The organism is Gordonia metallireducens (assembly GCF_021245825.1).
GTDB lineage: Bacteria > Actinomycetota > Actinomycetes > Mycobacteriales > Mycobacteriaceae > Gordonia > Gordonia namibiensis.
The window spans coordinates 1-26,396 of sequence record NZ_JAJQJP010000045.1; the positions used below are offsets into that span (position 1 = coordinate 1).

General features: G+C 68.6%; 18 protein-coding genes. 10 read left to right on the forward strand and 8 right to left on the reverse strand.

Annotated elements, in window-relative coordinates; all coding sequences use genetic code 11:
• Positions 1–24: 24 nt before the first annotated feature.
• Positions 25–2,910 (reverse strand): leucine--tRNA ligase, encoded by a 2,886-nt coding sequence (leuS, locus tag LQD00_RS17395; protein ID WP_232718379.1) that lies wholly within the window; start codon positions 2,908–2,910, stop codon positions 25–27.
• A gap of 130 nt (positions 2,911–3,040) precedes the next feature.
• Here leuS and LQD00_RS17400 point away from each other — a divergent pair, with 130 nt between their 5' ends.
• Together LQD00_RS17400 and LQD00_RS17405 are read left to right on the forward strand one after the other, a co-directional pair.
• Entirely contained in the window at positions 3,041–3,562 is a 522-nt protein-coding gene (locus LQD00_RS17400; protein ID WP_232718380.1) for an SdpI family protein, read from the forward strand.
• A gap of 28 nt (positions 3,563–3,590) precedes the next feature.
• Entirely contained in the window at positions 3,591–4,589 is a 999-nt protein-coding gene (locus LQD00_RS17405; RefSeq protein WP_232718381.1) for a bile acid:sodium symporter family protein, read from the forward strand.
• Positions 4,590–4,606: 17 nt separating this feature from the next.
• On the opposite strand, the gene LQD00_RS17410 is transcribed toward LQD00_RS17405, so the two are convergent.
• Entirely contained in the window at positions 4,607–6,658 is a 2,052-nt protein-coding gene (locus LQD00_RS17410) for a CocE/NonD family hydrolase (protein WP_232718382.1), read from the reverse strand.
• Between the two features lie 284 nt (positions 6,659–6,942).
• Positions 6,943–7,536, reverse strand: coding sequence for a YqgE/AlgH family protein (locus LQD00_RS17415; RefSeq protein ID WP_083876457.1), 594 nt, complete (start codon positions 7,534–7,536; stop codon positions 6,943–6,945).
• Positions 7,537–7,702: 166 nt separating this feature from the next.
• Between LQD00_RS17415 and LQD00_RS17420 the strand changes: the two genes are divergently transcribed.
• Positions 7,703–9,034 carry an MFS transporter gene (locus LQD00_RS17420; protein ID WP_232718383.1) on the forward strand — a complete coding sequence of 444 codons (1,332 nt, stop codon included), beginning with the start codon at positions 7,703–7,705 and terminating at the stop codon, positions 9,032–9,034.
• Here LQD00_RS17420 and LQD00_RS17425 read toward each other — a convergent pair.
• Entirely contained in the window at positions 9,015–9,554 is a 540-nt protein-coding gene (locus LQD00_RS17425) for a hypothetical protein (protein WP_232718384.1), read from the reverse strand. The genes LQD00_RS17420 and LQD00_RS17425 overlap by 20 nt on opposite strands.
• Before the next feature lie 104 nt (positions 9,555–9,658).
• Between LQD00_RS17425 and LQD00_RS17430 the strand changes: the two genes are divergently transcribed.
• A complete protein-coding gene (locus tag LQD00_RS17430; RefSeq protein WP_232718385.1) occupies positions 9,659–10,750 on the forward strand; it encodes an aminotransferase class V-fold PLP-dependent enzyme in 1,092 nt (363 codons plus the stop codon).
• 194 nt (positions 10,751–10,944) lie between these two features.
• On the opposite strand, the gene LQD00_RS17435 is transcribed toward LQD00_RS17430, so the two are convergent.
• Positions 10,945–12,483 (reverse strand): glycerol-3-phosphate dehydrogenase/oxidase, encoded by a 1,539-nt coding sequence (locus LQD00_RS17435; RefSeq protein WP_232718386.1) that lies wholly within the window; start codon positions 12,481–12,483, stop codon positions 10,945–10,947.
• Positions 12,484–12,496: 13 nt separating this feature from the next.
• Positions 12,497–13,078 carry a TetR/AcrR family transcriptional regulator gene (locus LQD00_RS17440; RefSeq protein ID WP_232718387.1) on the reverse strand — a complete coding sequence of 194 codons (582 nt, stop codon included), beginning with the start codon at positions 13,076–13,078 and terminating at the stop codon, positions 12,497–12,499.
• Between the two features lie 48 nt (positions 13,079–13,126).
• Here LQD00_RS17440 and LQD00_RS17445 point away from each other — a divergent pair, with 48 nt between their 5' ends.
• Positions 13,127–14,041, forward strand: a complete 915-nt coding sequence (locus LQD00_RS17445; protein ID WP_232718388.1) for a diacylglycerol/lipid kinase family protein — start codon at positions 13,127–13,129, stop codon at positions 14,039–14,041.
• Positions 14,042–14,081: 40 nt separating this feature from the next.
• Here LQD00_RS17445 and LQD00_RS17450 read toward each other — a convergent pair whose 3' ends face one another.
• Positions 14,082–15,524, reverse strand: a complete 1,443-nt coding sequence (locus tag LQD00_RS17450; protein ID WP_308196003.1) for a CCA tRNA nucleotidyltransferase — start codon at positions 15,522–15,524, stop codon at positions 14,082–14,084.
• 227 nt (positions 15,525–15,751) lie between these two features.
• Between LQD00_RS17450 and LQD00_RS17455 the strand changes: the two genes are divergently transcribed.
• The 3 genes from LQD00_RS17455 to LQD00_RS17465 are packed head-to-tail and all read left to right on the forward strand — an operon-like array spanning position 15,752 to position 23,635.
• Positions 15,752–16,945: an NUDIX hydrolase gene (locus LQD00_RS17455; RefSeq protein WP_232718390.1), complete on the forward strand. Its 1,194-nt coding sequence runs from the start codon at positions 15,752–15,754 to the stop codon at positions 16,943–16,945.
• Positions 16,836–19,676: a DUF6049 family protein gene (locus LQD00_RS17460; RefSeq protein ID WP_269785154.1), complete on the forward strand. Its 2,841-nt coding sequence runs from the start codon at positions 16,836–16,838 to the stop codon at positions 19,674–19,676. The genes LQD00_RS17455 and LQD00_RS17460 overlap by 110 nt, the downstream gene beginning before the upstream one ends.
• A 32-nt stretch (positions 19,677–19,708) precedes the next feature.
• Positions 19,709–23,635 carry a lipid II flippase MurJ gene (locus tag LQD00_RS17465; RefSeq protein ID WP_406567053.1) on the forward strand — a complete coding sequence of 1,309 codons (3,927 nt, stop codon included), beginning with the start codon at positions 19,709–19,711 and terminating at the stop codon, positions 23,633–23,635.
• On the opposite strand, the gene LQD00_RS17470 is transcribed toward LQD00_RS17465, so the two are convergent.
• Positions 23,619–24,578 (reverse strand): sterol desaturase family protein, encoded by a 960-nt coding sequence (locus LQD00_RS17470; protein WP_232718391.1) that lies wholly within the window; start codon positions 24,576–24,578, stop codon positions 23,619–23,621. The genes LQD00_RS17465 and LQD00_RS17470 overlap by 17 nt on opposite strands.
• A gap of 130 nt (positions 24,579–24,708) precedes the next feature.
• Here LQD00_RS17470 and LQD00_RS17475 point away from each other — a divergent pair, with 130 nt between their 5' ends.
• On the forward strand, positions 24,709–25,431 hold the full coding sequence (locus LQD00_RS17475; RefSeq protein ID WP_232718392.1) for a TetR/AcrR family transcriptional regulator: 723 nt from the start codon (positions 24,709–24,711) through the stop codon (positions 25,429–25,431).
• 112 nt (positions 25,432–25,543) lie between these two features.
• On the forward strand, positions 25,544–26,395 hold the full coding sequence (locus LQD00_RS17480) for an SH3-like domain-containing protein (protein WP_232718393.1): 852 nt from the start codon (positions 25,544–25,546) through the stop codon (positions 26,393–26,395).
• The last annotated feature ends 1 nt before the right edge of the window (position 26,396 follow it).

Consider the following 26,396-nt stretch of genomic DNA (forward strand, 5'->3'; position numbering starts at 1 on the left):
GATCACCCCCCCGCAACTGTGAGATCAGGGAACGATGTTCACCATGCGGCCGGGCACCACGATCACCTTGCGCGGTTCGGCACCGTCGAGGAGCGCGGCGATCTTCTCGTCGGCGAGGGCGGTGGTGCGCAGGGTGTCCTCATCGGCGTCGGCGGCGACGGTGATGCGGCTGCGGACCTTGCCCTTGACCTGAACCGGGATCTCGATGGTGTCCTCGACCAGCCAGGCCTCGTCGGCCACCGGGAACGGCGCACGGACGACGAGGGTGTCGTGGCCCAGGCGGTGCCACAGCTCCTCGGCGATGTGCGGCGCCAACGGCGCGAGCATGATCACCAGGGCCTCGACGGCTTCCCGTGGGGCGCCGGTCTTCTCGAAGTTCTTGGTGAGGTGGTTGGTGAGCACGGTCAGCTTGGCGACGGCGGTGTTGTTGCGCAGGGCCTCGTAGTCCTCGCGGACACCGGCGATCGTCTTGTGCAACAGGCGCTTCGTGTCGTCGTCGGACTCGGCGTCGGCGACACGCGATGCACCGGACTCCTCGTCGACGACGAGACGCCAGATGCGCTGCAGGAAGCGCTGCGAGCCGACGACGTCCTTGGTCGCCCAGGGGCGGGACTGGTCGAGCGGGCCCATGAACATCTCGTAGACGCGCAGGGTGTCGGCACCGTAGTCGCGGCAGATGTCGTCGGGGGTCACCGAGTTCTTCAGCGACTTGCCCATCTTGCCGTATTCCTGGTTGACCTCTTCACCGTTGTAGAAGAACTTGCCGTTCTCCTCGGTGACCTCCTCGGCCGGCACGTAGATGCCGCGCGAGTCGGTGTAGGCGTACGCCTGGATCATGCCCTGGTTGAACAGCTTTCGGTACGGCTCACTGCTGGTGACGTAGCCGAGGTCGAACAGGACCTTGTGCCAGAACCGCGAGTACAGCAGGTGCAGCACTGCGTGCTCGACACCGCCGATGTACAGATCGAGGCCACCCGGGTCTTTCGGGCCGTGCAGTTCCGGACGCGGACCCATCCAGTAGGCCTCGTTGTCCTTGTCGCACAGGGTGTCCTGATTGGTGGGGTCGATGTAGCGCAGCTGGTACCACGAGCTACCCGCCCACTGCGGCATCACGTTCGCGTCGCGGGTGTAGGTCTTCGGACCGTCACCGAGGTCGAGTTCGACGGTCATCCAGTCCGAGGCCTTGGCCAACGGCGGCGACGGCTCGCTGTCGGCGTCGTCGGGGTCGAACGAGACCGGCGCGTAGTCCTCGACCTCCGGGAGTTCCACCGGCAGCATCGATTCCGGCAGCGCGTGCGGCTGGCCGTCGGCGTCGTAGACGATGGGGAACGGCTCGCCCCAGTACCGCTGACGCGCGAACAGCCAGTCGCGCAGCTTGTACTGGATCTTGCCGGTGCCGACGCCGTCGGCCTCGAGGCGTTCGACGATCGCCGCTTTGGCGTCCTCGACGTTCTTGCCGTTCAGGAAGTCGGAGTTGACCAGCGGGCCGTCGCCGACGTAGGCCTCGGCCTGCACGTCGGTGTCGGAACCGATGACCTCGATGATCGGCAGGCCGAACACGGTGGCGAACTCGTGGTCGCGGGCGTCGTGCGCCGGGACCGCCATGATGGCGCCGGTGCCGTAACCCATGAGGACGTAGTCGGCGATGAAGACCGGAACCTGTTGTCCGTTCACCGGATTGACCGCGAAGGAGCCGGTGAAGACGCCGGTCTTCTCCTTGTTCTCCTGGCGTTCGAGATCCGACTTCGCCGCGATCGACGCGCGGTAGCCGGCGATGGCAGCTGCGGGATCGCTTGCGCCACCTGTCCACCGGTCGTCGGTGCCTTCCGGCCAGGCATCGGCGATGAGCGAGTCGACGAGCGGGTGCTCGGGGGCCAGCACCATGTAGGTGGCGCCGAACAGGGTGTCGGGGCGGGTGGTGAAGACCTCGATGTCGCCGACGCCGGGCGCGCTGAACCGGACCTGGGCACCGCGCGAGCGGCCGATCCAGTTGCGCTGCATGGTCTTGACCTTCTCCGGCCAGTCCAGCAGGTCCAGGTCGTCGAGCAGGCGGTCGGAGTATGCGGTGATCCGCATCATCCACTGCCGCAGGTGCTTCCGGAAGACCGGGAAGTTGCCGCGGTCGCTGCGACCGTCGGCGGTGACCTCCTCGTTGGCCAGCACGGTGCCCAGACCGGGGCACCAGTTGACCAGCGAGTCACTCAGGTAGACGAGGCGGTGGTCGTCGATCACCGAGGTGCGCTCGGCCGCAGTCAGATCCGACCAGGACTTCCCGGCGTGCTCACCGGTCAGTTCGCGGGTGCCGGCGGCGAACTCGTCGACCAGCTCGGAGATGCGTCGGGCCTTACCCTGATCGGCGTCAAACCAGGCGTTGTAGATCTGCAGGAAGATCCACTGCGTCCAGCGGTAGAAGTCGACGTCGGTGGTGGCGACGCGACGACGCTCGTCGTGGCCGAGTCCGAGGCGCCGGATCTGGCCGAGGTAGCGCTCGATGTTCTGCTCGGTCGTCGTTCGCGGGTGGGTACCGGTCTGGACCGCGTACTGTTCGGCCGGCAGACCGAATGAGTCGAAGCCCATCGTGTGCAGGACGTTCTTGCCGGTCATCCGCTGGTAGCGCGCGAAGACGTCGCTGGCGATGAAGCCCAGCGGGTGGCCGACGTGCAGACCCGCGCCCGAGGGGTAGGGGAACATGTCCTGGACGAACAGCTTGTCGGGTGCGTCGGCGCTGCCGCCGCCGAACGCGCTCAGGTCACCGGCCAGCGGTCCGACGGGGTTGGGCGCCTCGTAGGCACGCTCGTCGGACCAGGTCTGCTGCCAGCGCTGCTCGAGCTCGCCCGCAACCTCCGCGGTGTAGCGATGAGCGGTGGCGCCGGCGGAGCCGTTGGTGCTGGTGGTGTCGACTGAAGTCACCCGACCAGGGTAAATCCTGGGCCCGACCAGCCTGAAATCCGGTCAGCCCGTCACCCGCGACCGGAGAACACCTCTATGAGGTGCAGCTCACCGACGATGCTCGATTCGGTTGCACGGTGGACGCGGTCGTATGCTGTGGGTCGTGAATGCCCTGTCCGTCGCCGTTGCCGTGCTGCTCTTCGCGCTGGCCGGGCTCTGGGCCACGGTCGGGGTCCGCGGGCTCCGCGGCTCACTTCCTCGCAATCGCCGCTTCGGTGTCCGCACCGACGAGACCATGCGCTCCGACGAGGCCTTCCGCGTCGCCAACCGCGTCGCCGCACCGGGCACCATCGGGGCGAGTGTGATCCTCGTCCTCGGCGCCGTGGCCACCCTTGCCGTCGACGGCGGCTGGTCCATCCTCTTCGGCGTCGTCGCCCTGGTGGCCGCACTCGTCGTCATCGGCCTGGTGAGCGCCATCGGAGTTCGCGCCGCTGCCACCGTGCCGGCCGAGGACGCGGGTTGCTCGTGCTGCTCGGGTCACGACGAGGGTCACAGCCACGCCGAGCCCGCCGGGGAGCAGGGCACCTCCGAGCCCGCCGCCGACTGCGGCACCAGCAGCTGCGGTGCGTGCTCGCTGCGCGGCGTCTGCTCGAGCGACACCGCCCAGGCCTGACCTGGCCTGCGGCCGGCAGCTCTGACGTATGCGCACGCTCAAGAAACTTCTCGACCGCTCACCGATCGACGGATTCATCCTCGCGATCGTGGCCGCGGTCGTCGTCGCCGCCTTCCTCCCCGTCCGCGGTGCTGCCGGGGACGTGTTCGAGTGGGTCGTCATCATCGCTATCGGCGCCCTGTTCTTCCTCTACGGGACGCGGCTCCACCCGCGTGAGGCCCTCGAAGGTCTGAAGCACTGGCGACTCCACGTGACGATCCTGGCGTTCACGTTCGTGGCGTTCCCGATCATCGGTCTGGCCCTGAAGCCGGTCGTCGAGCCTCTGATCGGTTCCGACCTCTACGCCGGACTGTTGTTCCTGTGCCTCGTGCCGTCGACGGTGCAGTCGTCGATCGCGTTCACGTCCATCGCGAAGGGCAACATCGCCGGCGCGATCGTCAGCGCCTCCGCGTCGAACATCCTGGGCGTGTTCCTCACCCCGCTGCTCGTGGTCGCACTGATGCACAACACCGGCGACGGGAGCATAGACGCGACGTCGATCCTCAAGATCGTGGCGCAGATCCTGGTGCCGTTCGTGATCGGTCAGCTCGCTCGACCCTGGGTCGGCCCGTTCTTCGCCCGGCACGCCAAAATCACCAAGCTCGCCGACCGCAGCACCATCGTGCTGGTGGTCTACGTCGCGTTCAGCGAGGGCGTCGTCAACGGCATCTGGTCATCCGTCGACGCCGCACAGGTGATCGCCGTGGCGGTGATTTCGCTACTGCTCGTGCTGGTCATGCTCGTGGTCACCGGCTGGGTGCCGAAGAAACTCGGCTTCGACCGCGCCGACACCATCGCCATCCAGTTCTGCGGCACCAAGAAGAGCCTCGCCACCGGACTGCCGATGGCGACCGTCCTCTTTGCCGGCTCGACCGTCGGCCTCATCGTCCTACCGCTGATGATCTTCCATCAGATCCAGCTCATCATCTGCTCGTGGCTGGCCACGCGGTACGGACGTGAGGCGGAAGCGGTCGAGGCCACCAGCTGACCGGGGTTTCGACAGGCTCAACCGGCGGTCGGGATCGGCGTCGACAGCGGCAGGTTCACGAAGCTCGGGCGGTTCGGGTCGAGCTGGATGTGTTGCGGCTTCAGACCGGACTCGTTGAGCAACGGCCGCAACGGGAGGCCGCGCGGGAAGTTCATCGCGAACACGTCGACCCGCAGGCGGTGGCCCGGCTTCACGATCGCCTCGGTGGGCAGCAGACCGATGTCGATGCTGACCGGCCGCCCCGGCGCCACCCGTTGCCGCGTCGACAGGGTGAGGTTGTAGAACGGGTCGATCACGTCGCCGTTCGGGGCGAACTGCGAAGCCGCGCGGTCGTACCCGCGCAGCGATGACACCACCTGCCCGGAGGTGATGACCTTCGACGTGCCGTCCGGGGCGACGTCGTTGAGGGTTGCCGTCCAGTACCCATCCGTGGCGTCGAGCACGGTGTTCAGCCGGACATTCGAGTAACCGGACACGCTGCGCGTCGTCGTCAGCGGGGGAGTGGTGAACGACAGTGCGGCCCGTTCGGAGATCCGGGCGTCGTCGGAGCAGCCCGGGAAGATGGCCAGCGCGCCGGCCATCTGCTGCGCGGCGTCGCGGGAACACATGGGTGCGAGGCCGGGGGCGATGGTCATACGGGCGCGCGACTGTGGCGCCTTGGGGGTCAGGCTGCCGTCGCGGACCGCGTACGGGGCAGTGCCGCTACGACGGTCGCTCAGGTAGAGGCGCTGGCGTTCCATTCCGGCGCGCGGGAACTGTTGCGCGGTGATCCAGGAGTCGCCGACCTGCTTGAGATTCACCGGACCGTAGGAGTCGATGCCGTTGTCGATCCCCTTGAGCCACTTGTCGAACCACGCCTTCTGCAGGACGTCGAGCCGCGGCGGTGTGCCGGCCCGTCCCTGCTGACCGCCACCGATGGTGAGGTGGTAGCCATCGCCCATGATGAGCTGCTTCTTGCCCGGGGGGAGCGGGATCTTGTTGTACATGCGAACTTCGGAGTTGGTGAACAGGTCGAACCAACCGCCGTAGATGAACGTCGGCGTGGTGATCTTCTCGGCGCGGTCGAGCCAGGCCGTGCGCGGCCCGGAATCGGTCTCCAGCAACTCCTCGAGCTCCGGCGGCACCGACGCGATGTCGGGGGTGAAGAGGCCGGCGAGAAGCTGCGGGTAGAAGGTGAGCGGATCGGCGATCCGGTCGGCCAGCCACTTCCAGTCGAAGGTGCCGTTCAGCATCGACGCCACGTTCGGGACCATCTTGGTGGTGTTGACCAGCGTCAGCCATAGCGGGAGGAAGCCGACGCCGAGTGCGCCACCGGGCGCGACGATGTCGCGGATGAGATCGCCACCGGGTTCGACCGGGAAGATCGCCTTGAGCGCCTTCGGGTTCTTGTTGGCGGCCTGGATCTGGTTGATCGCCGAGTAGGAGACACCCGACATGCCGACCTTGCCGTTGGACCACCGCTGCTTCGACGCCCAGTCGATGACCTCGACGGTGTCACGCTGCTCGCGGTCCTGGAAGACATCCCACTTGCCCTGGGAGAAGCCGGTGCCGCGCACGTCGACGACGACCTGCGTGTAACCGCTGCGGACGAGGTCGAAGTCGACGAGGAAGGTCTTGGCGCCGCCGTCACGGATGGTGTGGGCGATGTCGTTGATGCCGTCGATCGGGGTGCCCGACAGGTTGATCGACCGGGCGAGTTGCAGGAGAAACGGTTCGAGCACCGGATGCTGGGTGACCGCCGAACCGATCGAGCTGACCAGCTTGGTGTACGGGGTCATGTTGACGATGACCGGCGTCTTGGTCGACGTCGGACGTTCGCGGGCGTCTGCAGGCCGGTAGACGTTCGCCCGCAGCACGGTGCCGTCGCTCATCCGGATCGGCACGTCCCAGCTGACATTCACGCCGGCATAGGGTTGCGGTCCGTCGTGGCTCGCGGCCCAACGCGCTGCCGCCGCCCCGCCCGTCGGTCCGCTCGGTGCGGCGCCCGCGACGACGGTCGGCGCGACCAACACTGCGACGAGTGCGATCACCCCCGCCAGCAGACGAACACTCTTCGACGACCCGCCCATACACACCCCCGCGTGTGATTCGCCCCGCCGACGGCTGAGCGTCGTCGCGGCGATACCTGATCAAGCGATCACAACTTAGCATCGAGGGTGAGGTAGGTCACCGCTGGTTGTGCTCGATTGCCACGGGCGGGGTTGGGAGATCTTGTCGCGGGGGCTTCGTGGCTCGTCGCTGGCGCTCCTCGCACCTCAGGCAGCAGATGGGGACCGCCGTGCGCTCCTCGCACCTCAGGCAGCAGGTGGAGACCGCCGTGCGCTCCTCGCACCTCAGGGAGCAGGGGTACAGCTCAGTTGAGGCTGAGATCGATCGGGTGCGTCGCGAGAAGCGGCATCGGCCACGGCTGGCGGCGGAGGATGTCGAACCAGACGTCGACGCCGGGCGGGGCGAGCAGGTCGCGGGGGAGGGCCGAGGCGAGCATCCAGCTGTCCTGGTCGAGTTCGTCGTCGAGCTGACCGATTCCCCATCCGCTGTACCCGGCGAAGATGCGCACTCCCTCGAGCACCTCGGACAGCGACTCGGGGTCGGCGTCGAGGTCGACGAGGACGACCCGACCGTCGACGGGTCGGAGGGCGGGATGGTCGTCGACGTCGAAGCCGTGCTTCATCACGCCGAGGCACAGGGCGGCATCCTGCTTGACCGGTCCGCCGACGTAGAGCGCGCGGGGTGAGGCCGCGATGTCGGTCCATTGCGGCAGCAGGTTGTGCACCGCGGTCTGGCTCATGCGGTTGAGGATGACGCCGAGACTGCCGGCCTCGTTGTGTTCGATGACGTAGATGACCGTGCGCGCGAAGGTCGGTTCGATGAGATCGGTCGACGCGATCAACGCGGTGCCGGGACGGACACGGTGGGTGGGATCGGCATCCCACGGGACACCGGGCATGCGGCCACTGTCACCGCTGCCCGCCGAGGGATCCCCGGGGCGGAATTCCGGTGTGGGATCGTCTGCGTCGTCACCGCCGGCCACTCAGCCATCATCGCACGTCCGTCGAGTCCCGGGGTCGGCACAGCCGAGGGAGCTCACCCCGTCGGTGAGTACGCTTGAACGGGTGAACAGCACCGAGGTGAGCCACCGCCGCGGGTGGTCGGTGTTCCTCGATTCGCTCCGTCACTCACCGGGTCTGGGACGGTTGCTGTTCGTCCGTCTCTCGAGTCAGGTCACGGACGGGATCTTCCAGGCGGCACTCGTCGGGAGCATCCTCTTCAACCCCGAACGCCACGCGGATCCACTGGCCGTCGCGGGCGGTCTCGCGGTGCTGCTGCTGCCCTATTCGCTCATCGGCCCGTTCGCCGGGGCGTTGCTCGATCACTGGGACCGACGCAATGTGCTGCTCTACGCGAACCTGTTGCGCGGCGCCATCATCGGACTCGTCGCGATCGCGGTCGCATCCGGTGCACCCGACCTCGTGGTGCTGATCTCGGCGCTCGCCGCCACGGGCGCGAGTCGGTTCGTGGCCGCAGGTCTGTCCGCCGGGCTCCCGCACGTGGCCAAACGCGAGGTGATCGTGGCCATCAACGCGTTGTTCACGACGCTCGGCGGCGCGATGCTCAGCGTCGGCCTCGGTATCACGCTGGGCCTGCGAGCCATCTTCGGCGACGACAACTCGGGCAGTGCGCTCACCATGCTGGCCGGCATCGTGCTGGCCGTCGTATCCGGCGGTCTCGCACACGGATTCCGGCCGTTACAACTGGGTCCCGACGAACCCGACGATCCGGGCAGGTCGGCGTTCCACGCGGTCTCGGTCGGCCTGTGGCACGGCGCCCGGGCCGTGGCGTCTCATAAGACGGTGGCGGCCGCACTGTCGGCCATCGGCGCCCACCGCCTGGTGTTCGGCATGAACACCCTCATGATCCTCGTGCTGACCCGGCAGATGGGACCGGGCGACGGGCTCGATCGCGTCAGCCTCGTCATCGGCTTCACCGGGGCCGGCGCCCTCCTGGCCGCGGTGATCACCCCGATCGCGGTGGGACGCGTCGGGCGGTACGTGACCCTGATGTGCGCGCTGGGCGTCGGAGCCGTCGCCGAGGTGACCGTCCTGGGGTTCCACTTCGCGGTGATCTGCGGGTCGGCCTTTGTGCTCGGCCTGATCGGTCAGGTCGCCAAGCTGTGCGGCGACGTCGCAATGCAGGTCGACGTCGGCGACGCGGTACGCGGTCAGGTCTTCTCCGTGCAGGACGCGGTCTTCAACATGGCCTACGTCGGCGCGGTCACCGTGGCGGCGCTGGCCATCCCCGTCGGCGGTCATGCCACCGTGCTCGTCGTCCTCGGTGTGGTCATCTACCTGGTCGGCATGGTGGCGGTCCGCGCCTTGTACAACCGCGCCGAGGTGACCGGCGAACCCGCCGCCGGACAGCAGGCGGTCACCGACCCCGCCGCGTGAACCGCGGATCGCGCTTCTCGTAGGCCGCGTCGGCCACCCCGTCCCCGTTCAGGTCCACGAGCACCGTGTCCGACACTCCGTCCCCGTCGGCGTCGACATACAGACGCTCGGCCGTGAGCCGACCTCCCTTCTCCGCGCCCACCAGCTCGATGTCGGTGACCCCGTCCCTGTCGAGATCGAGGTTCAGGGCTCTCTCGCCCGACCCGTCGCCGGGCGCGGGGGAACGGGCGTCGGGTTCACCACCCGTGGCGGCGGGATCGGCGGCCCGATCCCACAACCCGGCACCCGAGTCGCGGTAGAAGGCATCCGGATCGCCGTCGTCGTCGGTGTCGAGCGCCGCCACGTCGGCGATGCCATCGGCGTCGGTGTCCCACATCGCGTCGTCCCGACGGCCGTCACCGTCGAAGTCGAGGCTGACCGCGTCGGGCCCGGAATCGCCGAGAACGGCGTCGGCAGGGGAGGACCAGCGGGTCGTCGAACCGTCGCCGGGCCCGAAGAAATACTCGATCACCGGGTCCATGCGTTCTTGGACGCATGGACCACCCCGGGCGGTTCCATCGATCCCATGCCACATCGCCCCCGGCGTGTGACCGGGCCCGTCCGTACCCGGTAGGTTGAGGCCCTATGTACGTCAGCGACCTCGGCGAGCAATGGCATGCAGCGCGGCTGAAACCCGCCCTCGCGCATCTCGACTCCGCATCCGCCGGACGGTCGTCGTACGGCGTGATCGGTGCGATGACCGCCCATCTGTGGCGTGAGACCGAACGCGGCTCCTATGTGGCCGCCGACGACCGTGCCGAGGAAATCGCCCGCGACACACGCAATCTGGCCGCCCTGATCGGGCACACCCCGGACGAGATCATCTTCCGCGAGAGCGCCCGCGCGGCCCTGCGTGCCCTGCTCACCAACTGGAGTCTCCCCGTCACCTCGACGGTGTGGGTGGCGAAGAACGAGTTCGGCCCCAACCTCGAGGAGTTCGAACGTCGCGGTTACGCCGTCCGCACGATGCCCGACGCCGACGTCTACGGCCACGTCGACACCGATGCACTCGAGAACATGCTGCAGTTCGAGCAGCCCGACTTCATCCACATCTGCCACATCGGGTCGATGTCGGGTGCGGTACAGCCGGTCGCGCGGATCGTCGAACTCGCCCACCGCGTCGGCGTACCGGTGGTCGTCGACATGGCCCAGTCGGTCGGACATGTACCCACCGTGACCGGCGCCGACGTCGTCTACGGCACCAGCCGCAAATGGCTGACCGGCCCGCGCGGTGTGGGGTTCGTCGCGGTACGCCGAGACTCCCTGCGACCGGTCGAGATCGACGGATCCGACGCGTTCATCGCCGGCCGACTCGGCCTCGGCATCGCAGTTCGCGAGCTGCTCGACATCGGGCAGCAGCGGGTCTTCCGCGAACTGGCGACGATCGGCAGGGTCACCCGCGAGCGTCTGCACGGCATCGCGAGCTGGGAGGTCGTCGAACCGCTCGACGAGCCGTCGGCGATCGTCACCCTCGCGCCGCCGCCCGGGTGGCAGTTCGAGGACGTCGCCGCCGCGCGGGAGAAGCTGCTCTCCCTCGGCCTCCTGGTCACCGCGGCCGACACCTGGCGCGCACCCCTGGCCACCGAGACCCCGGTCCTACGCCTCAGCCCGCATCTCGACGTGCAGCGCGAAGACCTCGACCGTCTCGCAGATGCGTTGCGCACCATGGGTTACTGAGGGTTTCGATACGGCTCGTCGCTGCGCTCCTCGCCTACTCAACCGGCGGTAATGGGTTTCGATACGGCTCGTCGCTGCGCTCCTCGCCTACTCAACCGGCGGTAAGGGACTCCGTCGCTGCGCTCCTCGCCTACTCAACCGGCGGTAACCTCTGCGCCTACTCAACCGGCGGTAAGGGGTTCCGTCGGCGGTACTCAACCGGCGGTGGGGAGCACCTGCGTCACGATCTTCTCGATCTCCGGTCGGGCCAGGTCGGCGTCCCGCTGGACCAGGCCGATGCGTGTCCGCCGATGTAGGACGTCGTCGACGTCGACCGCGCCTTCGTGGGTGACCGCGAACTCGATCTCGGCGCGGGTGACGTCGATGCCGGGGGCGATCGGATCCAGTGGCCGGTCCACCGTGGCCGTCTCGACAACCGTCGGCGCCTCGCCGCCGAAGCGCGCCACCAGTGACGCCGGGAGACCCTGTTCGCGTTGGTCGCGCAAGGCTCCGACCAGCGCGGTCGTGGTGGTGACACATTCACCCGCGGTCAGATCGGTGGTGGCCAGCGCGGCGTCGACCGCGTCCTCCGCCATCCGACGGTAGGTCGTGAGCTTGCCGCCGAGTACGGTCACCAGTCCATCGCCGCGGACCCGGATGTGGTGCCGGCGCGAGACATCGGCGAGGCCGTCGGACTCGGCACCGGCGGTCCCGCGCTCGTCGACGAGCGGCCGCAGTCCGGCGTAGACGCCGATGATGTCGGAGCGGTCGAGGGGTCGGGTCAGGGCGGGGTTGATCGCGTCGAGCAGGAAGTCGATCTCGGAGTCGTCGGGGGTCGGGACGTCGGGGATCGTGCCCGGCGCCGCGACGTCGGTGATCCCGATGTAGACCCGACCCAACTGTGCGGGCAACGCGAAGACGAACCGGGACAACGACTTTCCGACCGGAACGGTCAACGCGGCGGTCGGGTTGCCCAGGGTGGCCGCGTCGACGACGAGGTGTGTTCCGCGGCTGGGCTGGACGGCGATCGAGTCGTCGACCGAGCCGGACCAGACACCGGTGGCGTTCACGACCATCCGCGCGCCGACGTCGAAGCTCTCACCCGTGAACACATCGGTGAGCGTGGCGCCGCGACCGTCGACCCGGTCGGCACGGGTGTAGGTACAGATCAACGCGCCGTAGGCGGCGGCGGTGCGCGCCACGGCGACGACGAGCCGCGCGTCGTCGACCAGCTGCCCGTCGGTGGTCGAGATCCCGCCGCGGAGTCCGACCGGGGACAGCGTCGGGCAGCGGCCCAGGGTCTCCATGACCGACAACCGCGACGGCGGAGGCAACAACGCGCTCGGCGTTCCGGCGTTGCGGCGCAACAGATCCGCCGCACGCATCCCGACGCGCAGCACCGAGCTCTGCCGTTCGCCGCGGTCGGGGAGGATCTGCCGGAGGGGTGATATCAGGTGCGGTGCAATGGATGTCATCAGGTGATGGCGTTCGACGGCGCTCTCCCGGGCGATCCGGAGGTCGCCCTTGGCGAGGTACCGGAGGCCACCGTGGACGAGCTTGCTGCTCCACCGGGAGGTACCGGTGGCCAGGTCGCCCTGCTCGACGAGAGCGACGCGCAGGCCGCGGGTGGCGGCATCGAGGGCAACTCCGACGCCGGTGATCCCGCCACCGACGACCAGCAGATCGAGGGGCTCGGTACACGAGGCCATCGAATCGAGAGCACGACGTCGGGTACGCACGGACAGAGTGGCCATCAGATGGACTCCCTCATGGCGTCGGCCGCAGGTAGCCGACGATGACGTCGTGGAGTTCGGCTCTCCAGCCCTCGGCGAGGATGTCCGACACCAGCGCCCCCGACTGCAGGAAGCCCTGCGCGATCAGCAGCACCATCGACGCCATCCGTTTGGCGTCACCGGTCCGCACCTGCTTGCACCCCTGTCCCTGGGCCAGCATGTCCGCCAGCAGCGCGAGCACACCCTGCTGACTGGTACCGAGTCGTTCGAAGACGTAGGGCGCCATGAAGTCCCGCTGCTCGCGCCACAGCAACGAGATGAGATCGCTGTCGCGCAGTGCCCCGACCACCGTCACCACCTGATCGGCCAATGCGTCGAGGTCCTGCGGCTCGCCGCGCTCACCGAGCACGTTATCGACGATGGTGAGAACCTCGCGGGTGAGCAGGTCGCGGATGATCTCGGAGATGTCGGGCCAACGTCGATAAACGGTGGGACGACTCACCCCGGCCTGTCGGGCGACCTCGGAGACGGTCACCTTGCGGCCGTCGCTGCGCAGCAGGCAGACCCTGGCCGCGTCCAGAACGAGATCCCCGATCTCCTCGTTACGGATTGACATGATGTGTAACACTGTAACGGATCACACCATCGGCGGGGGGCCGACCAGATGACCATCCGACACGTCACCATCGTCGCCAGTCCGTACGCACGCCACGGAGCCGGACTGCACGTGGCGCACGACGCCGCCGACCTCCTGAAAGCACAGAACGTCGAGGTCGAGATCATCATCGGCGAGGACATGGCCGATGCCGCCGATCTCGCCGGAAAGGCAGCCCGCGGCGACACCGACGTGTTGGCCGTCGCGGGCGGCGACGGCACCATCCGGCTCGCGGTCGAGGCCAGCATCGGTTCGGGCAAGCCCCTCGCCGTCATCCCCGCCGGCAGCGGCAACGACTTCGCCCGCAACCTGCACATCCCGCTCGAGACCGCCGACGCCGTCCAGGTGATCCTCGACGGCCACCGCCGGCCCGTCGACCTGGGCCGCGTCAGCTTCCCCGACGGCCGGCACGCCCTGTTCGGCACGGTCGCCGCCACCGGCTTCGACGCCGCGGTGACCGCGCGCGCCATCGACATGCGCTGGCCGCGGGGACAGTCGCGCTACACGATCGCCGCATTGTTCGAGCTCATCGCCCTGCGGTCGCGGCACTACCAGGTGCGCGTCGACGACGAGACCGCCGAGGCCGACCTCGTCTTCGCCGCGATCGGGAACACCACGTCCTACGGCGGCGGCATGAAGATCACCCCGAACGCATCGGTGTCCGACGGGCTTCTCGATGTCACGCTCGCGAAGAATCCGCCGCGGTTCGCCCGGCCGACGCTCGCCCGCGTCTTCCCGAAGGTGTTCACCGGAACGCACGTCGACCATCCGCTGGTGCAGACGATGCGCGGCGCCGAGGTCGAGCTCTACTGCGATCCGCTGGCACTGGTGTCCGTCGACGGTGATCTCGTCGGTGAACTGCCCGCGGTCTTCGAAGCCGTACCGCACGCCATCGAGGTCTTCGCGCCTCCGACGCCGAGCTGACGGGGACCTGACTTCTCGCCCCGCCTACTTCTCTTTGCGCCTACTTGTCGCCGCGTGCTGCCCACCACTCGCGAAGCGCCTGTTCGGCCTCCTCGTGGCTGAGCGGTCCGCGGTCCAGCCGCAGTTCCTTCAGGTACCGCCAGGCCTGGCCGACAATCGGGCCGGGTGGCACGCCGAGCATCTCCATGATCGCGTTGCCGTCGAGGTCGGGCCGGACCTTCTCCAGATCCTCCGCTTCCTTGAGGGCCGCGATCCGCTGTTCGAGGTTGTCGTAGTTCTGCTGCAGCCGGCGGGCGCGCCGCTTGTTGCGCGTCGTGCAGTCGGCTCGCACCAGCTTGTTGAGCCGGTCGAGCAGGGGACCGGCGTCGTTGACGTAGCGCCGCACGGCCGAGTCGGTCCAGGCGCCGTCGCCGTACCCGTGGAACCGCAGATGCAGGAACACCAGGTCCGCGACGTCGGACACCACGGCTTTCGGGTACTTCAGTGCCCGCATCCGCTTGCGGACCATCTTGGCGCCGACCACCTCGTGGTGGTGGAAGCTCACCCCTCCGCCGGGTTCGTGGCGTCGGGTAGCGGGCTTGCCGATGTCGTGCAGGAGGGCCGCCCAACGCAGGACGAGGTCCGGATCGCCGTCCTCGAGGTCGATCGCCTGCTTCAGCACGGTCAATGAGTGCTGGTAGACGTCCTTGTGCTGGTGGTGCTCGTCGATGGTGAGCTTCATCCCGGGGATCTCGGGCATCACCCGTTCGGCCAGACCGGTCTCGACCATCGCGTCGATCGCGTCCAGGGGGAACTCCCCGCAGATGAGCTTGTCCAGCTCGGCGCGGACACGTTCGGCAGTGATGCGGTCGATCTCGCCGTTCATCTCGGTGATCGCCTGCCACACACGGGGCGCGAGCCGGAATCCGAGCTGGGAGATGAAGCGGACGGCACGCAGCATGCGCAGCGGGTCGTCGCCGAAGGACTGTTCCGGTGTCGCCGGGGTGTCGATGACCCCGGCCAGCAACGCGGACATGCCGTCGAGCGGATCGCAGAAGTCCTCGGCGCCCTTCGCACCGATACGTACGGCCATCGCGTTGACCGTGAAGTCCCGGCGGATCAGGTCGTCGTCGAGGGTCTCCCCGAAGGTGACCTCGGGATTCCGGCTGACCTGGTCGTAGCTGTCGGCACGGAAGGTGGTGATCTCGATCTGGTGCTCACCCTTGCGGATGCCGACCGTGCCGAACTCGATACCGACATCCCAGAAGGCGTCGGCCCATCCCTTGAGCAGGCGGGACACCTCTTCGGGACGGGCATCCGTGGTGAAGTCCAGGTCGTTGCCCAGCCGGCCCAGAACCGCATCGCGGACCGAGCCGCCGACCAGGTACAACTCGTGACCGGCCGACGCGAACAGCTCCCCGAGGGGAGCCAGGACGTCGTCGAGCTCCCGGAGCGCTATCGCCGCTGCAGCGAGCAGCCGCGTCTTGCGGTCCGGATCCGACACCGTCGGCCGTACATCCGACGGAGAAGAGTCATTCACGGCTTGCCACCCTACCGTCGTCGCCCGCGGCTTCGACGCCGTGGAGGAGCCCGGACCACGGGCCGAGTCGTGGCCACCTGTCGATATCCGTCGTACACCGTGTCCGCGCGTTCCGTCGCCGGTGTCGACATCCTCTGCGCACTACGAGGCGTCCGGGCAAACTGCAGGTGACCAGCCGCTAGCATCGTGGAGTGTCCACCGATTCCTCGACCAACCCTTCAGACGTCAGCGACGTCTCGTCGGGTTCGCATGGGGACGGCGGCGGACAAGCAGGTCAGAACCCCGCCGGTCAGGGGCGTCGCACCCGGCGCGGTCGCCGGCGGCGAGGTCGACGCAAGGGCGACGGTCGCGGAACCACATCGCACAACAGCGGCGGTCACGCCGCCGCCGGCCACAAGCAGTCCGGTTCCAAGCAGAACGGGCCGAAACAGAACGGCCACAAACCGGGTACCCACAAGCAGCACAACCCGGCCACCTCACCGGCGCCGTCGACCGGGCGGCCCACGCCGAACGATCTCGTCCGCGCCCGCACCGCCGATCCCGCCTGTCCCGACCCCGTCGAGGCCGAACCGGTGGAGAAGCTCCCCGTCGACCCCGACCGAGCCCGGCCGAAGGTCACACCGCCGAAGCCCTCCGACATGGCCACGGTCACGGCGACCATCACCACCAAGGGCCTGACCCAGGCGACGGGCAAAGCCGGCAAGGGTCGACGCCGCTCCGCACGGGCGGATCGCACCGCCGACCGGTCCAACGACCGCACTCCCACCGACAAGCTCCGGACCGTGCGCGAGACCTCGGCCGGTGGACTCGTCATCTCCGACCTCGGTCTGCCGATCGACGAGCTGTCCGCCGCACTGATCGGTCGGGTGGATCGCCGCGGCCGGATGATGTGGTCGCTGCCCAAGGGTCACATCGAGACCGGTGAGACCGCCGAGCAGACCGCGATCCGCGAGGTCGAGGAGGAGACCGGCATCCTGGGCACGGTCGTGGCACCGCTGGGCAAGATCGACTACTGGTTCGTGAGCGAGGGTCGTCGGATCCACAAGACCGTGCACCACTACCTTCTGCGTTGTGTAGGCGGTGAATTGTCCGACGCGGACTACGAAGTCAGCGAGGTGGCCTGGGTGCCGTTGCACGAGTTGCCGCGTCGCCTCACGTACTCTGACGAGCGACGACTCGCCCGGATGGCCCGTGGCGTGATCGCCGATCTCGCCGCCGACCCGACCCGACTCGCCCAGTCCGAGGCCGACAGCATCCGCACCGAACCCAACGCCTATGAGAAAGCCGCCGCAGCGCGCAATCAGCGCCGCAACGAGCCCCCGCCCCCGGCTCGTCCGCGCCGGCGACGACGCCGTCCCCGACGGCCCGCGGCCGGCGATGGCTGAGGCGCGCCTGTTGCCCGACCGGTCCGGTCCGTTCTCTCGTCCTTCTCTCCGCCGATCCGAGCGACGCCATGATCGTCGCGACGGGATCATCGATCCGCGGCGGGTGCAGGTCGTGACCGCGTTGGCGGCGGTGCTGGGGGTCGCCGCACTGCTGTTGCTGCCGGGGGTCGCCGCACCGGCGTCCGCCGTGCCCGAGACGAGTGCCACCGGGGCGGACCCCGCTCAGCAGTCGTCGCCGCGTTTCGCACGCATCGTCATCGACTCGATGACCCCGTCGATCGTGACCACCACCAGCAGGCCGCTGGTGACGGTGAGCGGTCGCGTCGACAACATCGGCGACCGCTCGATCAGCAACCTGTCCATCCGCCTCGAGCGCGGTGATCCCGTTTCGTCGGCCTCCGGGTTGCGCACCCAACTCGCCGACGACGATCCCGCGGTGGCCGTCGCCGGTCCGTTCGAGTCGCTCAGCGAGTCCCTCGAGCCGGGGGAGAGCGTCGGCTTCCGGATGTCGATGGCGCTGTCCGCCGGTTCCGGGCCCGACGGCCAGGGGCTCGGCATCTCCGAGACAGGCGTCTACCCGATGCAGGTCAACGTCAACGGCACCCCCGACTACGGCAACCCGGCCCAGGTCGCCGGCTCGCGCATGCTGCTGCCGGTGCTGTCGCTGCCGCCCGACGAGAACCGTGCCCGCGGCTACGTCGATCCGAGTTCCGACGTGACCGATTCGCCGTCGGTACCCGGGCTCGGTCCCGACGGTTCGGTCTCGGCGGATCTGGCCAGCCCGGCGCGGATGACCATGCTGTGGCCGATGGCCGCGCCGCCGCAGCTCGCGCCCGGTGTCCTCGGCGGCAACACCGAACCCGTCCGGCTCATCAACGAGGACATGGCGCGGTCGCTCGACACCGGCGGGCGGCTGAACGAACTGTTGAAGTCACTGCAGAAGGTGGTGGGCACGCCACCGCGCGAGGAGTCGGGACCGCCGTCCTCCGAACCCCCGGCGGAGAGTCCCGCCGAACCGGCGCCGGCCGCGATGCCCGGCTCCGAGAAGCTCGCCGAGAGCATGTGCCTGGCCATCGACCCCGACCTGGTCGTGACCGTGCGCGCGATGTCCCTCGGCTACGAGGTGTCGACGAACCCGGCCGACCCGACCTCGGCCGCTCGGCCGGGCAACGGATCCGAGATCGCCGGACGCTGGCTCGATGACCTGCGGTGGACTGCCGGCCGAATGTGCGTCGTGGCGTTGCCGTTCGCGCAGGCCGACCTGACGTCCCTCGCGCGGATCGGCAACACCGGACTCACCGAGGCCGCCCTCCGCAAGCCCGCCGACATCATCGACGCGATCCTGGGCGTGCGCAGCGTGCGCGGCCTGTCGGTGCCCGCGCTCGGCGCCATCGACGACGCCGGTGCGGACGCCCTGGCCGAAGCCGCTGTCACCTCGGTTGCGCTCGCGTCGAACTCGGTCGCCCCCACCGGCCGTCGCGACGACACCGGTCGGTACCGGGTCGGCCGTCTCACCGCCCAGACCTTCGACGCACCCATCACGGCGTCGCTCGCCGCGATCGGCATCGCACCGAGCACCCCGGCCCTCACCCCGGACTCCCAGCAGGTCGACCTCACCGACGAGTCGACCGGCAGCCGTCGCCAGAGTGCGATCGCCGCGCTGGCCTACCCGGCGATCGCCGCGCCGCAACCCGGCTCGGCCGACGACGCCGGCCCCCGGAATCCGGTGGTCGGGCGGTCGGCGTTCCTCGTCCCCCCGACCTACTGGTCCCCGTCGGTCGCGGATTCCGACGCGCTCTTCGCGACCGCGCGCCTGCTGCTCGAGTCCGGCGCCGCGACCCCGACACCCCTGCCGTCCCTCGTGCAGGAACTGAACACCACCCGCGCCACCGGCCGCCTGACCAACCCGCCGGGGGTGGGGCCGGTCGGCCGCATCGGATCCGTGCTCACCTCGCAGGCGACCGCCGCCATCCGTCGCAACGTCGAGGACAGCTGGCAGTTCGAGGGCGCGCTGGTCCGCTCGGCCGATGTCGCGGCCACCCCGGAGCGGTACATGTCGCCGCTGCGCGAGGACCAGCTGCGCGCCATCAGGTCCCCTGACGTCGAGGGATCCGCCGTCTATACGCACCTGCGACGGCTGCAGGAGGAGCGCATCGACGCCGTGGCGTCGACCCTGCACCGCCTCGGGCAGTCCGTCACGATCCTCGACCCCGGCGGCCGGTACACCCTGGCCTCCGAACGCAGCCCGGTACTGCTCGCGGTGCGCAACGACCTCGCCCTGCCGGTCCGGGCCCGCCTGACCACGTCCGCGCCCGAGGGCGTCGAGATCGGGGATCTCGGGGTGATCGAGATCCCCGCCCGCGGAACCCGGCAGATCCAGCTCCCCACACGCGGCGAGACCTCCGAGGCCATCACCATCGACATCCGGCTGGCCACGGTCACCGGCGTGCCCCTCGGCCAGCCGATCACCTTGCAGGTGCACACCAACGCCTACGGGAAGCCGCTGTTCTACATCACCATCGTCGCCGGCGTGGCGCTCGTGCTGCTGACCGCACGCAGGCTGTGGCACCGATTCCGCGGTCAGCCCGACCCCGCCGACGCCGACCGGCCCGAACCCGACGAACTCGAGCGGATGCTGGCGGGAAGCGGCTATCAGGAGCGACGCCGTACCCTGCAAGGCGAGGGTCGGCCACCCGGCGAGGAGCCGGAAGACCACCCGCACGACCCCTGATCGAGCACTGAACGAGGACGGCGAAACAACACGTGAACTGGAACGACGTGCCGCGCGAACCGCGGCCGGGAACACCCGGTGCGGTGCCTCCCCAGCGTCCGGATCGCGCCGCGCCCCGCCGGATCCCGCCCGGCTCCGGCCCCGTCCCGCCGCCACCACGTCCCGGCCGGCCGGTCCCGCCGCCGCCCGCCCACGGCGCCCGTCATGCCCAGGGCCCCGTACGCGGTGGTGTGCGCGTCGACGCCCCGCCGGCCCGACCCGGACGCCTCGACGCGGCCGGGTACCACGAACGACACAGCGGCGAGACGGACGCCGTCAACACCGGGTCGTCGAAGAAGGTGACCGCCGACGACTCGTCGTCGACCGGTCTGGCACGCGACTCCGACTCGAGCATCCTGCGAACCAGCGGCTCGATCGCGATCGCGACCCTCTTCAGTCGCATCACCGGCTTCATGCGCACCGTTCTGATCCTGGCGATGCTCGGTTCGGGCATCGCCTCGGCGTTCCAGGCCGCCGACGTGCTGCCGAACATGATCGCCGAGGTCGTGTTGGGCGCCGTGCTGACGGCCATCGTCATCCCGCTGCTCGCCCGGGCCGAGGCCGAGGACGAAGACGGTGGTCAGGGCTTTCTCAACCGAATCTTCACGATCACCGTGGTGGTGCTCGGCTCGGCGACGGTTCTGGCCGTCATCGCCGCGCCACTGCTGACCTACCTGAATCTCGGTGACGGGCAGGTCAACCGGGACCTGTCCACCCACCTCGCCTATCTGCTGCTGCCCGAGATCCTGTTCTACGGGCTCTCCGCACTGTTCATCGCGGTACTCAACCTGCGCGGTCTGTTCAAACCGGGTGCCTGGGCACCGGTCCTGAACAACGTCGTCCAGATCACGACGCTCGTGCTGTACGCACTCGTGCCCGGCGAGATCACGCTCAACCCGGTCCGCATGAGCGATCCGCAGCTGCTCGTCCTGGGTATCGGCTGCACCCTCGGCGTGGTGCTGCAGGCGATGGTCCTGGTGCCGTTCCTGCGCAAGGCGGGGGTGCATCTCAAGCTGGAATGGGGCATCGACGCCCGGTTGCGTCAGTTCGGCAACATGGCGCTGGCGATCGTCGCCTACGTCGCCCTGCTGCAGGTCGGTCTCATCGCGACCTACCGGATCGCCGCCTCCGCCGAGGAGTCCGGCGTCAGCATCTACTTCACCCACTGGCAGTTGCTGCAGCTGCCCTACGGCGTGCTCGGCGTGACCATCCTGACCGCGATCATGCCGCGATTGTCGCGTAACGCAGCCGCCGACGACACGAAGGCCGTGGTCGACGACCTGTCGCTGGCCACGCGCCTGACCATGGTCGCACTGGTTCCGGTCGTGTCGTTCATGACCTTCTTCGGGCCGGCGATCGCCATCGCGGTGTTCAACTTCGGCCGGTTCGACGCCGCCGACGCCTCCCAGTTGGGCTCGGTGCTCGCCTGGGGTGCGTTCACGCTCATCCCGTATTCGATGACCCTAGTCCAGTTGCGCGTCTTCTACGCCCGGGAGGACGCCTGGACCCCGACCTTCATCGCGCTCGGCATCACCGTGGTCAAGGTGACGTCGTCGTATATGGGTCCTGTTCTGTTCGACGACCCGTCGAATGTCGTGCGGTGGCTCGCCCTGTCCAACGGGCTCGGCTACCTGGTCGGCGCCATCGTCGGCCACTACCTGCTCCGCAGCCGCCTGCGCGGCGCACGACTGACGAACGTCGCCCGCACCACGCTGGTCACGTTCGCAGTCTCCCTGAGCGTCTCGGCGGTCGTCTGGGCCGTGGCCAAGATGTCCGACCTCGACCACATGATCGGGTGGCTCGGCAAGGTCGGATCGCTGTTGTACCTGATCCTGACGGCGGTCGTCGTGCTGGCGGTGACCTATGCGGGTCTGGCCGCCGCACGGGTACCGGACGTGGTCGCGATCGGCAACTCGGTGCGTCGCCTCCTCGGCCGGTTCATCCCGGCTCTCGCGCCGCCCGCGGAGCCCGAACGCGAACAGTCCCCGGCGATCACAGTTCAGTTTCCGCGCGTCTCTGCGGACGAATCGCTCCCGTACTCTGGTCAGGTACAAGTGCTGCGCCGCTTCGACAGGGGCACCGCGACGTGGCAGTCCTACTCCGTGCACACCGGCGGCGCGATCGGCGCCGGCCGGGGAGCACGTCCCATCCCAGAGCGCGCACCGGTTCCGCGCGACATCAGATACCGGAGGAAAGGAGTCCGTCGCGTGAGTGACAGCGAGATCGACACGAGTGCACCCACCGGGTCGCCCGTCGAATCCGGCCCCGGCGAATCCCATTCCGCCGAACCGCAGACTCCCTCCACGTCCACTCACGGCCAGACTCCCGACGCGCCGGCCGCTGCCCCCACCCCGGAGGCCGTCCGTCGACGCGGCCCGCGCCTGATCCCGGGCGCCGCGGTCGCCGGTGGTCGATACCGGCTCCTCGAGCAGCACGGCGGCACCCGCGGTCTGCAGTTCTGGCGCGCCCAGGACATCAACCTCGATCGTGAGGTCGCACTGACCTTCGTCGACGCGGACCAGCTCGCGCCGCCACTCGAGCGCGGACAGGCCATCAAGGCGACCGACCAGGGACCCCAGGCCGTCCTCTCGCGCACCCTGCGCCTCGGCCAGATCACCTCCGACGGCGTGGCCCGCGTGCTCGACGTGGTGCGTGGCTCCTCCGGCGGCATCGTCGTCGCCGAATGGGTGCCCGGTTCGTCGCTGGCCGACGTCGCCCGGTCCGAGCCGTCCCCGATCGGCGCCGCCCGAGCCGTGCGCTCGCTGGCCGCGGCCGCCGAGATCGCCCACCGGTCCGGTGGCGCACTGTCGATCGACCATCCCGACCGCATCCGCATCAGCCACGACGGCAACGCGGTCCTCGCCTTCCCGGGCACCCTCGCCGGGGACGACAAGGCCTCCGACGTGCGTGGACTCGGTGCGGTGCTCTACGCACTGCTGCTGAACCGGTGGACCCTCGATCCCGAGAACGGGTCGCGGCTCGTCACCACAGACGACGTCACCGATCCGATCGGTGGCATCCCGGTGGCGGCACCGGGGGAGAACGGTCAGCCCCTGGAACCGCGGGCGGCGAAGCCCGACATCCCGTTCGAGATCTCGGCCGTCGCGGCGCGTGCGCTCGACGGAACCCGGGGCATCCGGACCGCGGCGACGGTCCAGCACGTCCTCGACCAGGCGACGGTGGTCGACCTCAACACCGACATGCTCCCCGCCATCACCGACGCCGACGCGCCGCCGCCGGTCACGGTGGCACCGCGGGTCGGCAGCGCCGAGCACAAGCCGGGACGTAAGAACCTCGCATTGCTCATCGGCGCCGGTCTGCTCGCACTCTTCGTGGTCATCGCGCTGATCGTCGGAGCAACCAACGTCTTCGGCAGCAATGACGGCTCGAGTGACATCGACTCGATCCTGACCACCACCGAGCCGGCCCCGCCGGGCGAGCCGACCCCCGAGGCCAAGGCACCCGCCGAGGCCCCACCCGCACAGAACATCGCCCTCCGGGGTGTGACCGTGGCCGACTTCTCGTCGCAGCCGCCGGACAACTCGGCCAACGTCGGCAACGTGATCACCGGTGCGGCGCCGCCGTGGCAGACCGACAACTACCGGGGTCGTCCCGAGTTCGGCGGTCTCAAGCAGGGGCTCGGTCTCATGTTCGACCTCGGTGACGAGCGCGCGGTGAAGTCGGTGACCATCGAGACGCCGACCCCCGGTTTCGACGTCGAGATCCGCACCTCGCCGGCCGCGAGGCCCGCTTTCGCCCGGACCACCCCGGTGGCCGCGGGTCGTGTCGATCAGAACACCACGACGATCCAGATCGCGTCTCCGCAGCCCAGCCGCTACGTGATGGTGTGGATCACCACGCTGCCACCCGCGGCCGGCGGCTTCCAGGCCGAGGTCGGCCGCGTCACGATGGCGGGCTGACCGACTCGTTCACCGGACTGACCGGCTCGCTCTCCATGGTCGATGCCATCGGTTCGGGCGCCGGATCGGTCGTCTTCGGCGTCCACCCGGGCGGGCCGAAGATGTAGCCCAGGCGTGCACGCCAGCTCGACGTCGACTTCACATCGCGGGCGATCGCCACGTACTCGTGCGTCTCGAGTCGCCAGATGTTGTAGGTGTCCACCGGTTTGGTCAGGCCGTAGCGCGGGCGACGAACCTCCGGCGTGAAGGATCCGAACATCCGATCCCAGATGATGAAGACCCCGCCGTAGTTGCGGTCGAGGTACTCGGGATCGCGTCCGTGGTGCACACGGTGATGCGACGGGGTGTTGAACACGTACTCGAACGGCGCCCACATCTTGTTGATGTGCTCGGTGTGAATCCAGAACTGGTAGATGAGGTTCAGCGAGTACGCAAAGAACACCAGGGCCGGCGGGACACCGAGCAGGGGGAGCGGCAGCCACATCACGATCGCTGCGCTGATGTTCCACTTCTGGCGCAGCGCGGTCGCGAAGTTGAAGTACTCGCTGGAGTGATGTGCCTGATGGGTCGCCCAGACGATGCGCACGCGATGCGACACCCGATGCACCCAGTAGTAGATGAAGTCCACCGCCACGAAAGCGATGACCCAGGAGTACCACTGGTTCATCGGCAGATGCCACGGTGCGACATAGGTGAACAGGGCGGTGTAGGCGAGCAGGCCGAGAAGTTTCCAGAAGGCGCTGGTGCCGATGGAGACGACCCCCATCATCACGCTCGCGCGGGCATCCCGGGTCTCATAGGCACCGGGGGCCGGACCGCCCTCGTCGTCGTGATCGTGTTCGAGCTTGGCCGCGGCGAACCACTCGATGGCCAGCATCGACAAGAAGAACGGGATCGCGAGGACCGTCGGCTCGCGCATAGGTTCCGGCAAGAACTCCAACACCGTGTACTCCCTAGGACACCATCTGACACGTCAGCATGTCAGTTCAATTCTGACAAGGTATCGTGTCAGAAGCAGCGCTGTAAAGACCCGGTCGGTCGAAATCGGGTCGTGACGAGAGGAGCGGGGTTCCGTGCCCACGTCCGCCACCGCGGGAGACCCCGCCACCCGAGCCGGCGGTCGGCGCTATGGGGGAGCGGACCCGACCGAACGTCAGGCTCGGCGCCGTAGCGCCCTGATCAGCGCCGGACTCGACGTCTTCGGTACCGACGGTTACGCGAAGGCCTCGGTGAAGAGCGTCTGCGACCAGGCCGGGCTCACCCAGCGCTACTTCTACGAATCCTTCAGCGACCGCGCCGACCTCCTCGTCGCGGTCTACGACGACTGCGTCGACTTCGCCCGCACCTCGACGATCGCCGCCGCGAGCAGCTTCCTCGACGCCGCGATCGACGAGACCGGGGTCATCGATGCGTCGGAAGGCATTCCCGCAGAGGCCATTTCCGACGCGGCGCGCGCAATACTGCAGGCCTTCATGTCGGCACTGGCCGACGACGCACGTCGGGCGCGGGTCATGCTGGTCGAGGTCGTCGGTGTCTCACCGGAGATCGAGCGCGTCCGGATGCGCGCGATACACGGATGGGCCGACCTCATCCTGATGCTGGCACGGGGAAGCCGTCCGCCCACGACCCGTCAGCGGCTCGCCTCGGTCGGTCTCGTCGGAGCCGTCACCCAGTTGATGGTCGACTGGTATGTCGCCGGGGAAGCCGACTCCGACATTCCCCGCGAACCTCTCGAAGACGTCCTCGACGTGTGCGTGGAACTGTTCGTCGCCGCGCACGGTCGACTGCTGAACTGACGCCTCACGGCCGTCGACTCCGTCAAAACACCACCATAAGTGGTGCTACGCGAGTAGATTTCGGAACATTCTGCTTCAGAGCCGCGGGGCCGCTACTCCCGGGAGGCGACGGATGAGTACAGCAGAAGAACGTGCCAGACAGCTGGATCTTGTTGCGCGCCTGAAATCTTCGTACCCGGAGCTTCCGGACGCGCCCACTCCCGATCTCCTCGATCACGCGCGGATCACCGCCTACCTGAAACCGGTGCACGACGTCGGCGGTGAACCCGACGCCCCGATCTTCTACGAGGGAAAGGCGTACGAGCTGTGGGAACACATGACATACGTCATGTGTGAAGTGCTGGCCTGGCGCGGGATCTGGCTCTCCGAGGAACGCCGGCGGATCGGCAATGTCGATGTCGGCCGCGCGGAGTACCTCGGACTGCCGTACTACGGGCGATGGTTACTCGCGGTCGCGCGAGTTCTGGTCGAGAAACACCACATCGGTCTCGGTGAGCTCTCCGAGCGCATGCTCGAAGTTCAGCAGCGGTACGCCGGGGGACTGGCCGGCAAGAAGCTCGAAGCGCAACCCCGCAGCGTCGGTGACGGTTCCGACGTCGCCCGCAACACCCACCACCGGCACGCGGTCGGGGTGGGGGATCCGCAGGTCTACGCGGGGAAGGCCGGTGAGGCCCGGTTCGCCGTCGGCGATCCCGTCGTCGTGCGAGAGCTTCCCGTCGTCTTCTACACGCGGACACCGGAATACGTGCGCGGTGCAACCGGCTCGATCTCTGCCGTCGCCTACGAGAGTCCCGTACCCGAAGACGAGACCTGGGGCCTGTCCGACGCCCAGGCCGAGTGGTTCTACGTCGTCGAGTTCCAGATGAGCGACCTGTGGCACGGATACACCGGCACCGCCGACGACACCTTGCGAACCGAGATCCCGGAGAGGTGGCTGGCGCCGGCCGGTCGAGAGGAGAACTAGA